We start from the raw sequence: 14,810 nt of genomic DNA, 5'->3' as shown, positions 1-14,810 counted from the left end.
GGGCCCTCAGAAAAAGAAAAAGTGGGCGGGTACGTGCTCAGCAATTCGCCGCGTAATGAAATAACAAAAACGCTATTTGGAGGGGCTTGCCGGTGGGCCCATTTCACTGGTTTTGCTTTCCATCGGCTTCGGGTTTGGCGTTAGCATAAACTTATCGAACTCGAAACCATCCTCACGCATCGAAAACATGATGGTGTGCAGGCCTGGCTTATCGATATCAAGCCAAATTTGGCCTAACACGCCCGTGTGAACCCGCTCGGTGCGTTGACGCGAATCCCACTGCCACTGACCGGACTTGCCGGTGAATTGGAGCCGTGCACCCGACTGGGGCCATGTGCCATCGATGCCAACGTGCAGTCCGTTATCCTCGGAACCGGTGCAACAAATCCGAGCCCAAACATAGTAACGGCCTGGCTTTTTGATGATCACTGGATAGTACAACACGCTACATTGACCCGGTACGTTGCTAAAGCTAACACCGTTGACCAACGGATCAGCATGCGTGACACGAGTGTCGGGAAGAATTTCCAGATACGCTCCGCCACTGGATCCTTCCGCATGATTCGGATCGGGATCGGGCTTCACGTTCGGGTTGATGTCAGCGGTGGTCAGATACCATTTGCGGTGGTCTTGGCGATCGACAGCATCAAAATCTTCGGCTTCGATAACGACAATGTCGTCTGACTGCATGTGAACTTTTTTCGCCTTGGCTGGATCATACGAATACACAAACGGCGTTACGACCACTTCGGCCAGCGCCGGTTTCTTAGCTGCCTTCTTCTTTTGCTTGATCGATGCACCCGGTTTGAGTATCGCCACCGATCGCCAACGTCCTCGAGAGAATGCAAACCCGTCGCCTTCGGGAATCTTTCCATTGGAAGCCGAGTTGAACTCGACACGAATCGTGTCTCCTGGCTTCAATTCCACACCATTAAAGCGATGCGTGACGGCTTCATAGTCGTGTCCCGTTGCGGGATTTTGGACTTCGCCGAGCTTCTTTCCGGCAACCAGCAGACGATAGGACGATTCCCCATCCGTCTCGGTGAGTGTGGTGAGGACGAGATCGTAGGTTCCCGCAGCGTCTTGAAACTTGGATTCCGCGGCGGCGAACTTAGCTTGGTACTTGGCCGCGTTGATAGCCATAGCACGTTGGTTTTCGTCTTTATAACCCGGAACAAAATCACCCGAGACGACAAATTTGAAGTCAGTCATTGCCGTCAAGACCGGCGATTCATCCCCTTCCTCTACCTGGCCAAACTTGGCATAGAGTCCATCAGGATCCTCATAAGTGATCAGAAGCTCGGGCCCCGCACCGGTGCCAGTCGCACCAAACCAGATATCGTCTCCGCCTTCGTCGAGTGTTACGATCACCGTGTAGATGCCGTCTCCCTTGATCATCGGCAACACGGAAATCTTAACCGAATCGCCTGAACCAACACTGACGGATTGCTTTCCAAGCAGCTCGGCCTGTTTCGGCGCCGATTCCTTTTTCATCGTGACGCCCGTCCAATCGGAGTGCGAACCGCGAGACACTCGCAGCGTGCCGCCACCCGCATCACCGCTTCCGGTCAAACGGAGTTGTGCGTCGAGGATATTCGGCGGAAGACCTTGAAGGTCAAACTTGATCAGTGCGATTCGTCGCTTGCCTTCGACTTTGAGGTACGTATCGCTAAGCACATTAGCGCCTTCGATATAGGCATCATCAATCGCATTCAAGCTCCGCGTCACCTTCGACTGAAAGGGTTCAACGTTAATGTTCACAGTGGCCTTGGCGCTATGCTTTCCATCACTTGCAGCCAAATTCAAAACATACATACCGGCGCCTTTCAGGGTCACTTTGGTGTCCTGAATCGTCGCATCCGCAAACGTTGCTTTTCCGGGACCGCTGATCTTGGTCCACTCCGTGGTCAACATCGCCCCCGGTTTTCCATCGTCGCTAACATCACCCTTCAGATCTACCGTGACCGTGTCACTGCTGCGTGGCAACATGACCGTGATGTCCGCCCCTGCGCTGACTCCCGGTGGATAGTCTTTCTTTGGATCGCCGGGCCGAACAACAGCCAACCAATCCTGGCCAGGTTCGCTAGGCGGAATACCAAGGACGACCTTGCCACCGGCATTGACCGCCGCAGTAGAACCACCTTGAAGTGCTCCGCCTGTGCGTGGATTGAACCACAGAACTTCGAAGACACCCTTTGCATCGGAGAGATCAAGTGTTATCGGTTCGGCATGTTTCAGATAGACCAAATACAGCTTACCGCTTTCGCAGAGGCAATACGCGTCTTTGCTGTCAAGTTTTTCATCGGCGCCGGTCATGTTCCAAAATGGAATCTGGTGATCCGCGAAGAAGGAGAGAGCCGTTCGACATTGCTTCCACATCGTTTGACGCACACGATAGTCTTGGCAGGTCAAATCGCTGTGCGCGTGTTTGTACCCGAAGTACCATTCGACTCCGGCGCCACCCGCCATGATGTTCCCCCAAAGAGCATTCTTTCGAGCGTTATCACGCGTCGGATCCTCGTCGTCGGGAATCAAAGAATGCTGAGCATCACCGGGTTCGTCACAAGCGACCACCCACGGTTTTCCCGCCTCGACACTGCGACGGATGTAGTTGCGAGTCGCGTTGTGCACGTTGCGAAAATCGGCCTGGTTCGTCTGCAACGAGAAGCCGGTTAGCGTGGATCCTGGTCCAAGCAAGTCGAAATGATTGTTGCCGTTGTGAATCACGATGTGGTGCTGGTAGGGATCGTGAGTCCAAAAGTACTCGGCCCAATCCTTCTTCTTCTGCGTACTCACGTCGTGCCCCAAACCAACCTCTTCTCCGAGATTCCAGTTGAGTGCCAAATGGTGGGCAAACCGCGCGATCAGTTCGCGATAGTACAACTTGCGTTGTGGTCCCATGTGGCCGTCATCGAGGAGGTTCACATTCTCGGCTTCCAGCGTCTTGAAGTGCAGGTACATGCCCAGGTTCGTGCCATGCGCAAAGACCGTCTCCCATTGATCCATGCGTGAACAATCAATTCGTCCTCGCTCGTCGTATGTTGTATAAGGAAAAACGTTGCGATCATCGCCTTCGATATTAAGCGTCAAAAACGAGAAAGAGTTCAACCCCTGTGAGGCCAAGTAGTTGACTGCCCCGATAATCCCCTTGCCTTTACCACTTTGCCAAGTCGGGTCGCCGGGATGCCAATCCTGGACGTGTGGTGCCCAATCCTTGACGAGGTTGTCCTTTTTACCGTCTGTTTTGAAATCGCCGTCAAAATCTTTATACGCCAGAAAGTTCTCAGGAGCGTCGGCACCAGCTTTGAGAAAGAATTCGTTTGTGCCGGCGAACTGTAGGTGATGTTTACCGACATAGTTCAGCCGCCCTTTGCTTCGGAAGTCACGTCCGCTCTTATCGGTTTTCGAAATTCGGAATGTCCCCTTCAAGTTGTCGATACCGCTAACGGAAGTTCCCGCTTCGGGGGCATCGGAAATCGCAACACCGGTCCCTTTGCGGAAAGAAACCGCGTAAGTCCATTGTCCCGAGTGATCCGGTGAAAGATGGGCTCGCCATTTGTCCCCGGAAGTGGCTGACGTGTTGGCCGCATCGCCGTCGGCTGCGAAGTAGCCGGGAACAACATAGGTGAGTCCCGTAGCGGGGTGGCGGAACGTCACTTGCATTCGATAATCGAGAAAGGGATTCGGAGTCCCGTCTTCGGAGGCCTGAGGACCGTCAAGCGTCAACGTGACCTTGTGCCACTGCTGAAGCTCGCCGGAAATAGTTGCCTTTGCTTGCTGTTCCGGCGGCGAATTGTCTGCTTCCGCTGGTCTTGCCACCAACAAGATGGTTCCCAACAAACAAGCGCCCAAACCGACAATACGTATCATCTTTATCTTCTCCGAGTTGTAATAATCTGTAACAGCATAGGGCCGATTCCCACCGGCCATTTGGATTGGTGTGTGGTCCAATCCGCAAAATTGGCCGGTGGGAACCGACCCTACTTTTTCGCTCGATACTAGCGATTGACGAAATTTGCAGAACGTGCACAGGAAAAACGAAAATTTGTCCCTAAAGTCCATTCTTATCTGTGTACGATATGCGATTTTCAAACAACAACTATTCAGATACACAAGTCGGTCAATCCATGGCAGAAAAAAGTGGACGATAACACCTTTCGGTCGTTTCTGAGCATCACCGAGAACCGGTCTCGCATCCTTGCCGTGATCGTGACAATGGTGCGTGACTTTGAAGTCGCCGAGGACCTTTTCCAAGAGACCGTGATCGAGATCCTTAAGAGCGAGGAACGATTCGATCCTTCTCGAAATTTCGTCCCTTGGGCTTGCGGGATCGCTAAAAATGTCGTGCATCAGCACTGGCGACATCAGAAACAGATTCCTTCTAGCGGGCTATCGGAGATGATCGCTGACCTAGCCATGGTCGCGGTAGAAGGAGACGATGATCTTTGGCGACGAGAACGGAGTGCGCTGCGACGTTGTGTCCAAAAGTTACCGGATCGGATGCAAAAATTATTGGTTTTGCGGTATGGCCACAACGTGAAGGGGCGAGAATTGGCGGAGTCCGCTGCGTTTCGCCAGGGATCGATCCGCACAACATTGGCACGCTTGCGAGGCCAACTGCGTCAATGCATTCAGACGAAAATTTCACCAAGTTGCGGCGAGGCGAACTAGCGATGACTGACAAACGGTTTGACGAATTGTTGGCAGCCTACCTCGAAGCAGACATCTCCGAAGAGGAGTTGGCCGAATTTCACTCGGCGGTTCATGCGTCGGAGCCTTTGCGTCGACGGTTCCAACAGGAGACTCGATTGAATGTTCTGCTGCGCGAGACGCTAATGGAACAAGTGGAACTGCAGTCGCTTCAACAAACGGTGACTCTGCCTGCCAAAACCAACTCCCAATCTTGGCGCCGTTTACTGGTTGCCGCAGCCGCAGCAGTATTGGTCATTTCCGTGGGAATCAGTTATTCAATCTATCGTCGCGGCGCGGATGCCAACCGCGAAATGGGAATCTGTATGAGCATCTCTGGAAGCAGCGAATTGTCCGTCCAGCGGGGAAAGCAGCGTTATCGAGCTACACCTGATTTTCGGCTCCATGTTGGGGACGAAGTGACCTGCGACGCGGATACTCAGGCGATGCTACGTCTGTCCGATGGGTCAATCCTTTCCATGGAGTCGGGAGCACAACTTGCGTTGGATTCCGATTTACCGAAAGTGCGACTCCTGCAAGGAGAGGCCTTCTTCGAGATTGCTCCACGTCGTGAAGGTATGCCTGCCTTTCAGGTGCTCACCGGACATTCCACGGTGGATGTCATGGGCACTCTGTTTTCGCTCGTCGCTACTGGCCATACCGAATTAAAGGTGTACGAAGGCAGCGTGACGATGACGCGACATAGCGATAAAGCCTCCGTCGAAGTAGGCTCTCAGCAAATGGCGAATACCCAGACCGCGAACCTCGCAGCAGAAGAATTATCACGGCCATCAATGGAGATTCACAAGCTGCATCCAACGGACGACGTGACTCTCGATCGCGGCCAACGCGAGGCAAATCAACACTTGAAGGTCGAAGGCAAACGCCGCATTGTCTATCTGCGTTTTGATATACCCGATGTAAAAAGCTTGCGTTCGGCAAAGCTTCGCCTGACACAAGATATCGACGCGGGTGCGGGGACACTTCGTTTCTTTGTCGGCGACCACAGCGATTGGAACGAGGGTAACCTGACAAAAGACTCGGCGCCAAAGACTCTAGCCGAAGTGGGGCAACGCCGTGGCGTAGTCCGCCGAGACCAAATCATCGAAGTCGATGTGTCGGATGCGGTCCAAAATTCGGGCCCAATCACCATAATCATGACGCTGGACCGATCGAATGAAAACGACATCTGGTTTGGATCCAGAGAGAGTGAAATTCCCCCTCAATTGATCCTGACTTCCCTGGCGCAACCGACTTCGACTCAATAGAATTTTTTTGCCACCAAACCACCCACTTGGACTGCGCCATCGCCATCGTACACCGGCGTGGTTCGTGGAATTGAGTTCTCGGATACAAAGACGGTCAAAATCTAAAAGCGACGAGCTTTTATTGCCAAGATCACGGGCTCTCGAACGAATAGTTGTCTATCCTGCACATTCTAATTCTCGAAAGGCTGTTTCGATGAAACTCTCTGGTGTCGCAACTCACGCGACGATTTTTACTTTCATGATCGCCTGTTCTGGATGCGGGTTTATACCGGGTTTGAGGATGGAACAAGCGAAACGTCACGAAAGCTTAAGCGTTCCAATCCCCGCTTCGGGAGAGTGCTCGATCCGAACCCAAAACGGAAACATTTCCTGTGTCACTGGGAACGTGGACAAAATTCAAGTCGAAGCTGACTACATCGCGAGAGGCTATTCCGTCGAGGAAGCTCAAGAAGATGTTAAGGAAATCAGTCTCGAGCACAACGATCGCGATGGGATTGCAGAAATCACTGTAATCATTCCCAAAGGGATCTCTGGTGGTGCCTCGCTTACCGTCACACTACCTCGGTCGTCGGCGCTAAACTTGGCCACATCCAATGGAGCCATCGATGTCGATGGTGTTAGTGGCGGAGTTCAAGCCAAATCCAACAATGGCTCCGTTCGTGTTGTGAATGCCACTGGGGAAATCAACATTCAAACTTCCAACGGAAAATTAACCATCGAGGGAAATGCTCTAACCAACGTACGAGCCAAAACCAGCAACGGTTCCGTCACGATGACTGGCCAACTGAGTGCTGGTGATCATGAGATCCGAACCAGTAATGGTTCGATCGAAGTGGAACTACGCGGAGGTGTAGCGGAGGTGACCGCAAGCACGAGCAATGGGAAGGTTACGGCAAATGGCGAAAAAGTCAAATCGGGCTCTTCGTTCCGATTGGGTTCTGGGGACGAACCTGCTAGGTTGTTGCTCAGCACTAGCAACGGGGCAATCCGTACGACCTCGGTTGAAGTGATTCAAGTTACTGCGGAAAAGTACTGAAGTTGGGATCCTCCGATGCCATTATCGAGATTGAATCGGTTAGCAAACGCTACGGTGCAATCGATGCGCTCCGTGACGTATCGCTGCAAATTCCGCCAGGCGTCACGGGCCTACTCGGCCCCAACGGTTCCGGAAAGAGCACCCTGATCAAAGCACTATTGGGGTTGCTACACGTCCAATCCGGTCAGGGCCGCGTGCTCGATTATGATTGGCCTCGCGATGCCCGAATGATTCGTGACCACGTCGGCTATTTGCCCGAAGACGATTGCTATGTTGCGGGGATGGCGGGTATCGAATCGGTAGCGTTGATGGCTCGCTTGTCAGGTCTGTCGGGACGCGAAGGACTACGGCGTTCCCATGAAATGATGGACTATTGTGGGTTTGGCGAAGAACGCTATCGCGACGTCGAATCGTATTCAACGGGCATGCGACAGAAACTGAAATTTTCACAGGCATTGGTTCACGATCCATCACTATTGATTTTGGATGAACCGACGACAGGCTTGGACCCGGATCAGCGGATTGCGATGCTTCGCCGAATACGCAACCTTGCTACGGAACATGGCAAGTCGGTGATTTTGTCGACGCACATTCTGCCAGACGTCCGTAGTGTTTGTGATCATGTTGTTATTTTGGTTGATGGAACCGTCCGCGTCGTCGACACACTCGACAATTTGAGCCGACCGATCGAACCGACGATCCTTGTGTCAATCGTCGGCGATGCAACATTGTTTGCCGAGCAATTAACCCGTGCTGGTTACACCGTGAATCCCGATCCGGAAACAAACGGTTTGCGAGTCGAGGGCATTCAAGCGCATCAAGCCGATCAACTTTGGCGTCTGGCGGCGGAAACAAACACATCGATCCGACGTTTGGAGCCTGCGCTCAATTCGCTCGATCAAATTTTCATGGATGTTGCGTCCGGAAAATCGATGGCGAAGTCGGACATTACCCCAAACGCCATTTCACGCGGGGCCGGTCATGCCAATTCATGATCTCGGTTACCGCAACTGGCAAGAGGAACGGACTGCACGGTTCGTGCGACCTTGGGTCATTGCCCGCACTGGCGTTTCTTTGATTTGGCGACGGCGTTGGCTACGCAACGTATTGATGTTGGCATGGTTGCCGATTGTCGTTCCCGCCTTGGGCATATTCGCCTTTGAGTATTCCTCAACGGATCCCGAGCTGCAACAGTTCATAGCCCAGATCGTTCGCAAGCCATTAGCGCAACCTGAGCTTGCTAGTCAAATCGTTAATGACCCCGAGGCCGCCCGGCATCAACTTTGGTCGACGCTGATCTTGGCATTTTTTCGTTACCCTCAACTGTTCGCCATGGTGGTATTGATTGGTTTGATCGCGCCCAAGTTGATTTCGTATGACCTACGGACGAAGGCCTACTTGATGTACTTTTCGCGGCCGCTTTCGCCGTTTCAGTATATTTTGGGCAAATCGGCAGTGATCTGGTTTTTCTTAGCGATGATTGTGACCGTGCCAGCGATGTTGGTCTATTTGCTCGGTGTATTGTTGTCACCCGATTTGTCGGTGGTGATGCAAACATGGGACATCCCTCTTCGGATTTTGGCTGCATCCGCCGTATTGATGATCCCGACCACCGCATTAGCCGTCGCCTATTCATCGCTGTCGTCCGAAAGCCGCTATGCGACGTTCGCTTGGTTTGCAACATGGGCAATGGGTTTCGTCGCCTATCAAGTGTTGACTTCGACAACTGCCGTCGTAGCATCAGGTGGCGATCAAGGCGGACATCGAGGCGGCCGAGGCAACTGGGAAGACTTGGATATCGATTTTGATCGCTGGCGATTACTATCACCGTACCATACGTTGGGCAAAGTCCAATCGTGGGTATTTGGACTGGATACCTCGTCGTCGACGGTTGTTCCAGCGGTTTTGGTTCTGGTAACAATCTCGGTCCTTTCCTATTGGATCATTCGAAAACGCATCATCGCGAGGCTGAGTATTTAAGCGATGATTGAACTGAACCATGTTTCCAAAATGTATGGCAACGTCGTGGGCGTTAACGATTTGACGCTGCGATTGCCCATGGGAGCGTACGGGCTGATCGGTCCGAACGGCTCTGGTAAAACGACATTGATCAATCTACTGATTGGTCATTTCCGCCCCACCATCGGCAGCCTGCGGGTGCTCGACACGTCGCCCTCGAGCGATCGGCAATTGCTACGACGAATCGGCTTGTGCCCAGCATCGGATGTGTTGTATCCAAACGTATCAGCGTTGGAATGGGTCCAGTATCAAATTCGGCTGCACGGAATTCCGCGGCGTGATTGCCGCCGCTTGGCCGAAACAGCACTCGAAATCGTCGACATGACCGACGCGATGCGTCGACCAATGGGAACCTACTCGTTAGGTATGCGCCAGCGTACAAAAATCGCACAGGCGATCGCTCACCAGCCTGATCTTTTGATCTTAGATGAACCCTACAACGGTCTTGATCCCGTTGGTCGCAACGACATGACTCGAATGTTGAGGGATTGGACACAATCGGGTCGTGGGTTGATCTTCGCCAGTCACGTGTTGCAAGAGATTGAGTCGGTAACTCCATCGTTCCTGCTCATTCACGGTGGCCGGTTGTTGGCGTCGGGCACGGCGGCAGAAATCGAATCGATTCTGGCGGATACTCCTCAAGAAGTTCGCCTTGTTGGAAAAGACGTGGCAAAGTTGATTCACCGGTTAGCCGACGTGGATTGGGTTGAATCCTTACAGTTAAACCATGTCAAACATGAACTCAAAGTTTCGCTGCGCGAGCCGATCGAATTCTATCGCCAAATTTCGACTTGGATTCGAGATGACAACTTGGTGATTGAGCAGTTGCGAACGCCCGATGGAAACTTAGAAGCCGTGTTCGAGTCGCTCCTTCGTCGTCACCGAGGAGATGTCACATGAACCGTCTAACGATGCCATGGGATGTAGTGCGGTTTGAACTGCGTCGCTCGTTCACACCCGCGCGGATGGCAATGTGGTTGGTACTGGTTGCATTTCCCATTGCAATCATCGCAACGATGCGCACGATCGCGAACGCACACTTAGCAGACAAACTTGACCCAGCCGACTTTGTCGAACCGTTTGGCGTCACGCTCTACTTTTTAGTACCGGAGGTGACGTGCTTGCTAGGACTGCTGCTCTGGGCAACTCCCGCGATCAGTACCGAAATCGAAGGGCAAACTTGGGTCTATCTAGCACTTCGCAGGTCTGGTCGACGGATGGTGTTATTTGGAAAGTACCTCACCGCTGTCATCTGGACTTTATCTGCGGCGCTCGTCGCCATTTCGGCATCCGTGTTCCTGATCGGCACGGACGTAATGCTGCGAATGTGGTTGGTGATGAGTGCGCTCGCTGTGTTGTCCTGCTTGGCTCACGCAGCGATTTTTCTCTTGATCGGTGTTGTCTTTTATCGCCGAACGATGGTCGCCGCCGTCTTATACACCATGGTCGTTGAGTATGGACTGTCATTCGTGCCGGCACTGGTGAACAAGTTCACCGTCAACTATCGGTTGCGCGGACTGTTAGCGACTTGGATGGGATGGGAAGACGTTCGGTCTAACGCCGAAAATATTTTCGGTAGCGAACCCGTCTCAACACACCTGCTCGTCCTGGCGGCAATCACGATCACCTTGCTGGGTGCTGCCCTCTATCGAGTTGAAAACGCCGAGTATCCAACCCAACAAGAGGGTTAGAACATTACATAATAAGGAAACCTTAGGTCAGATTGGCCGATCTGCGGCTGAGCAACTATGATTGGCCAATGTTCTGCTATTTGCCGATCCTACTAGGCTTTGGCAACAGCGCGAACTCCACTCGATCACGACGTGCCCGATCGAGGCCGTTGGGACGATCCCACCTTATTTAACGCATGGAAAATATGGCAATGCAACGATTCCTTTTCGGCGTGCTGACATTGATTTGTTTCTTGACGGTTATCGATTCGACTCAGGCCGAGAATTGGCCACAATGGCGAGGCCCTAGCGGCGACGGTATCGTCGGCGAAACGGCATTGCCAATTGCCTGGAGCGAGCAGACGGGGGTCAAGTGGAAGTGCCCGTTGCCACAGTGGGGCGATAGCACGCCCGCAATTTGGGGTGATGCTGTGTTTGTGACAAGTTGTGTCGATGAACAAACACTGACACTCTTAAGAGTCAACAAACAGACGGGAAAAATCGAATGGACGCGCGAAGTTGGCGAGGCGACCGCGAAGCGAGTTAAAGTGCTGAGAAAGTTGCCTGACATGCGGCGGCATCAACAATTTCACAACTCGCATAATATGGCTAGCCCATCACCAACCATCGACGGAGAAATCGTGATCGCTCATTTTGGCAACGGCGACTTGGCCGCCTACGACTTCCAAGGGCGTCAACTTTGGAAACGCAACCTGCAAGAAGATCACGGTGATTACACGATTTGGTGGGGACACGCAAACAGCCCCGTCTTGTATGGTGATCTGGTGATTTCGGTCTGCATGCAGGACTCGTGTGCTGATCTAGTCGGTGAGGTTTCGCCCAGCTACGTTGTTGCCCACGACAAGAGAACGGGTGAACAGAAGTGGAAAACGATGCGAATGACCACGGCAACCCGAGAGCACTGTGACGGGTATACCACGCCCATCCTCCGCAATCATGGCGAGCGATCCGAATTGATTGTGATGGGTGGTCAGATGCTCGATGCCTATAACCCCATGACTGGCAAGCAGTTATGGCACTTGCCCGAATTGGAGGGCAACCGCGTGATTCCCAACCCCGTTGTTGCGGATGGCTTGATTATCGCCACACAGGGCATGCGGCAACCCATGTTGGCGATCCGCCCAAGTGGTGAAGCGAAATTGTCTCGCCAGGATATCGTCTGGTCATTCGACCAAGGCATCTCAGATAGCCCATCGCCCGTGGTGTGGGACGATTTGGTTATCTTTGTTTCCAACAATGGCATCATCCGATGCCTCGACTTGCATACTGGCACCGAGTATTGGAAGGAACGACTTGCGGGCGAGTATCGCGCATCGTTAATCGCAGCAGACGGAAAGGTATATTTGGTGAATACGGATGGCTTGGCAACGGTCGTGTCAGCGTCGAAGCAATATGATCATTTGTCCGAGAACCAACTCGATGACCAAACGTTCGCGTCGCCAGCGGTTTCCGATGGAGAGATATTTATCCGCGGCCGGAAATCGCTGTACTGTTTGAGCAACTGAACCACAGCGACTGCATTTGATGCATGGACAAACGATCGAGATCACTTTACCGGTGTGAGTGTTAACGTCGTCAAGTTGAACGGACGCCAACCTTCCTTGACGGCTTTGATCGCAAGTGTCGCCTTACCGGTGGCAAGATTGATCTCGCCAAGTGTTACGTTTTTAAACTTATCGTAACCGCCTGTACGAGGCGCTTTCGCTCTGAGTTTTTGATCACCGACGATGATCTCAAACGTGCCACTCGCTTCGGCCGCAATTCCAGCTGTGACCGCGAACTTGCCTGCCTGGCTGATTTTAATAGGCCACTCGACCGAGTCAGCAGAGTGGAGCCAAAAGCCGATGTTTGGGTGTTGGTGTTTTCTTTCGAGCCTGAGTTCACCCAGCAAAACCGCCTCGGTAGCGTCCAATTTCAAAACGCCGTCAGCGGATTGGAGTATTGGTTGCGCCGAAGGAACGATAACGTCCGGCTCGCCCGCAATTTCAGTAACGACGACGGTAGCGATTTGGTCAGAGGATTTAGCGGGCAACGAGATGATTTGACCATTTTCCGTGCTTGTGACGGTGAGTGCTTTGTCCGGAGCGCTAAGCAGATAGGCTTTGCGGATGGTGTTTGTCATTGGGACGAGTAATTTGCCGTCCGCAGGCCAATCAAAGACGTGGAAGTAAAGGTTGCCGGGCTTGCAGGTACAGCGACCTTCGAACGGCAGGTTCTTAAACGGGCTGGCCGTTGTGCCGTAGATGGCCTCGCCGTTGGTGTTCATCCATTTGCCAATGGTCCGCATCGACTTAATGCTTTCCTCTGGCACACTCCCATCGCCTTTCGGCCCGATGTTCAATAGATAATTACCACCTTTGCTGGCGATATCGATAAGGTTACGGATCAGTGTCTCGTCAGATTTCCACGCATGATCGTGATCGCTGAAACCCCAGGTCGTGTTCAGTGTCATGCACGTCTCCCAATCAATGCCGGGCATCCCGGTCGCCGGAATATGTTGCTCGGGCGTAATGAAATCGCCGTACTTCGAATCGAGTTGCGGGATAAATCCTGCGGTTCCCATTCCGGACCAACCGGCCTCCGGAGTTCGAAACAGTCGGTTGTTCATGATAATGCCGGGCTGTTTCGAGCGGACAAGTTCCATCAACTCGCTGGAACGCCACGCCTGGTCACCCTGAAAATCCAGCGAGCTGTAATCCCACCAGAGTACGTCCACGGGTCCGTAGTTGGAGACGAGTTCGGTTACCTGTTGGTGAAGGTAGTCTTGATACTTGGCGTGATCACGCGGTCCATTCGCGTAGGCTTGGCCCCGAAGCGGATGTGGCAACTGCTTTGACTTGTTGTACGTGTATTGATCATGATGCCAGTCAATGACCGAATGATAGAAGCCGACTTTTAAACCTTCGGCATGACATGCCTCAACGATTTCCTTGACAAGGTCACGGTTCAAAACGCTGCCGGCGTTGTAGTCCCCGGCTTTCGAGTCAAACAATCCAAAACCGTCGTGATGCTTGGTGGTAAAAACGAGATACCTGCAGCCCGCTTGCTTGGCAAGCGTAGCCCACTGGCGTGCAAAATCTGCGGTTGGCTTGAACTTTGGGATTGCCTCTTTGGCGTACGTGTCGGTGTCGGACTTGACGCGTTGCTGAATCCATTCCATGCCGCCACGTGTTGCGACTGGTTTACCGTCCCACGTTCCAGCCAAGCCAGAATAGAGTCCCCAATGGACAAACATGCCGAAGCGTGCTTCACGCCACCATTGCATGCGGGCATCATGCTGCTGTGCGGTTTCCGGCAATGGACTGACAGTGGATTTGTCGTCCTGTTCTACGAGTTGCTCCGAAACGATGTCTTGCGCTGAACCTCGGCTTAAACTGCCGATCAAAGTCAGCAGCACAACAATTCCTATAACTATTCGCGGACTCATGCGGTTTGCCTTTTGTCTTTTGTTATTCCGGATGCATTTAGCGTCGTATTCTGAAACCAACAGTTTAGTCGACAACAATCCTACTCGCACCAGCTCAAGCGTCCAAACTCTGCCGCCCGTTTATTGGATTGTGAAAGCGTCGCCATTCAAAATGTCTTAGGTGAGCAGAGTGTTCTCAAAAGCCGATCAAGAGCTAAATAGTTACTTCGCGTACTACCACCGCGAAAGAAAACACTCCGGTATTGGGTACCGAATACCACACCAATTCGAAATGAACCACGCCGGTCGAAAAAAAGAACCACTCGCCCCGGACTTCGGCACCACCTCAGTCACCCTTGCGATCTGTTGCCGCGCGCGTGTCGATCGGAGTATGAATTTACACTAATCGGAACACTGCGTTTAGTAACAGCACACGTGCGAATGCGCGCGAAATGGCACGCTAAACTTCGATGTTTGCACACCTCACACAGCAATAGCCTTCAACCACAGAGGGTTTTTCGTGACATTCCCTCACAAATATTATCAGTTTGCCAGACGATTTTAATGGAGCCGGCAAAAACGCAAACCTTATACCGATTGGACCGGAATGTGCAACAAAAGCTAGCGGCATTTCGACAAGACCATTGAGTTTTCAAAAGCGCGGATCCCGATCAAGCGCGAAACAAAACGGTTCTGTCGAT

General features: G+C 52.6%; 10 protein-coding genes. 8 read left to right on the top strand and 2 right to left on the bottom strand.

From position 1 onward, the window contains the following. Positions 1-72 precede the first annotated feature (72 nt). Positions 73-3,870 carry a DUF5060 domain-containing protein gene (locus tag CA13_RS35380; RefSeq protein ID WP_419194563.1) on the bottom strand — a complete coding sequence of 1,266 codons (3,798 nt, stop codon included), beginning with the start codon at positions 3,868-3,870 and terminating at the stop codon, positions 73-75. Positions 3,871-4,140: 270 nt separating this feature from the next. Between CA13_RS35380 and CA13_RS18960 the strand changes: the two genes are divergently transcribed. The 8 genes from CA13_RS18960 to CA13_RS18925 all read left to right on the top strand — a co-directional run bounded on the left by CA13_RS18960 (position 4,141) and on the right by CA13_RS18925 (position 12,208). After that, a complete protein-coding gene (locus CA13_RS18960; protein ID WP_146399254.1) occupies positions 4,141-4,671 on the top strand; it encodes a sigma-70 family RNA polymerase sigma factor in 531 nt (176 codons plus the stop codon). 2 nt (positions 4,672-4,673) lie between these two features. After that, positions 4,674-5,957: a CBM96 family carbohydrate-binding protein gene (locus CA13_RS18955; RefSeq protein WP_146399252.1), complete on the top strand. Its 1,284-nt coding sequence runs from the start codon at positions 4,674-4,676 to the stop codon at positions 5,955-5,957. A gap of 193 nt (positions 5,958-6,150) precedes the next feature. Continuing rightward, on the top strand, positions 6,151-6,993 hold the full coding sequence (locus tag CA13_RS18950; RefSeq protein WP_146399250.1) for a DUF4097 family beta strand repeat-containing protein: 843 nt from the start codon (positions 6,151-6,153) through the stop codon (positions 6,991-6,993). A gap of 2 nt (positions 6,994-6,995) precedes the next feature. Beyond that, positions 6,996-7,988: an ABC transporter ATP-binding protein gene (locus tag CA13_RS18945; RefSeq protein WP_146399248.1), complete on the top strand. Its 993-nt coding sequence runs from the start codon at positions 6,996-6,998 to the stop codon at positions 7,986-7,988. Further along, complete coding sequence (locus tag CA13_RS18940; protein WP_419194562.1) at positions 7,975-8,973, top strand: ABC transporter permease subunit; 999 nt, start codon at positions 7,975-7,977, stop codon at positions 8,971-8,973. The genes CA13_RS18945 and CA13_RS18940 overlap by 14 nt, the downstream gene beginning before the upstream one ends. A 3-nt stretch (positions 8,974-8,976) precedes the next feature. Beyond that, a complete protein-coding gene (locus CA13_RS18935) occupies positions 8,977-9,912 on the top strand; it encodes an ABC transporter ATP-binding protein (RefSeq protein WP_146399246.1) in 936 nt (311 codons plus the stop codon). Next, positions 9,909-10,703, top strand: coding sequence for a hypothetical protein (locus CA13_RS18930; RefSeq protein WP_146399245.1), 795 nt, complete (start codon positions 9,909-9,911; stop codon positions 10,701-10,703). Before CA13_RS18935 ends, CA13_RS18930 begins: the two co-directional genes overlap by 4 nt. A gap of 191 nt (positions 10,704-10,894) precedes the next feature. Then, on the top strand, positions 10,895-12,208 hold the full coding sequence (locus CA13_RS18925; protein ID WP_419194561.1) for an outer membrane protein assembly factor BamB family protein: 1,314 nt from the start codon (positions 10,895-10,897) through the stop codon (positions 12,206-12,208). A 41-nt stretch (positions 12,209-12,249) separates the two neighbouring features. On the opposite strand, the gene CA13_RS18920 is transcribed toward CA13_RS18925, so the two are convergent. Next, the gene (locus CA13_RS18920; protein WP_146399241.1) at positions 12,250-14,130 is read right to left on the bottom strand and encodes an alpha-L-fucosidase; all 1,881 of its coding nucleotides are present in this window, start codon (positions 14,128-14,130) and stop codon (positions 12,250-12,252) included. Positions 14,131-14,810 lie beyond the last annotated feature (680 nt).

The organism is Novipirellula herctigrandis (assembly GCA_007859835.1).
Lineage (GTDB): Bacteria > Planctomycetota > Planctomycetia > Pirellulales > Pirellulaceae > Novipirellula_A > Novipirellula_A herctigrandis.
Note: the sequence above shows the minus strand (reverse complement) of the source record. Positions and strands in the feature narration are given on the sequence as shown.

Excerpts from the sequence above, each read along its gene's own strand:
- CA13_RS35380 (WP_419194563.1), bottom strand. The coding sequence starts at position 3,870 with ATGATACGTATTGTCGGTTTGGGCGCTTGTTTGTTGGGAACCATCTTG.
- CA13_RS18955 (WP_146399252.1), top strand. The coding sequence starts at position 4,674 with ATGACTGACAAACGGTTTGACGAATTGTTGGCAGCCTACCTCGAAGCA.
- CA13_RS18950 (WP_146399250.1), top strand. The coding sequence starts at position 6,151 with ATGAAACTCTCTGGTGTCGCAACTCACGCGACGATTTTTACTTTCATG.
- CA13_RS18940 (WP_419194562.1), top strand. The coding sequence starts at position 7,975 with ATGCCAATTCATGATCTCGGTTACCGCAACTGGCAAGAGGAACGGACT.
- CA13_RS18935 (WP_146399246.1), top strand. The coding sequence starts at position 8,977 with ATGATTGAACTGAACCATGTTTCCAAAATGTATGGCAACGTCGTGGGC.
- CA13_RS18930 (WP_146399245.1), top strand. The coding sequence starts at position 9,909 with ATGAACCGTCTAACGATGCCATGGGATGTAGTGCGGTTTGAACTGCGT.
- CA13_RS18925 (WP_419194561.1), top strand. The coding sequence starts at position 10,895 with ATGCAACGATTCCTTTTCGGCGTGCTGACATTGATTTGTTTCTTGACG.
- CA13_RS18920 (WP_146399241.1), bottom strand. The coding sequence starts at position 14,130 with ATGAGTCCGCGAATAGTTATAGGAATTGTTGTGCTGCTGACTTTGATC.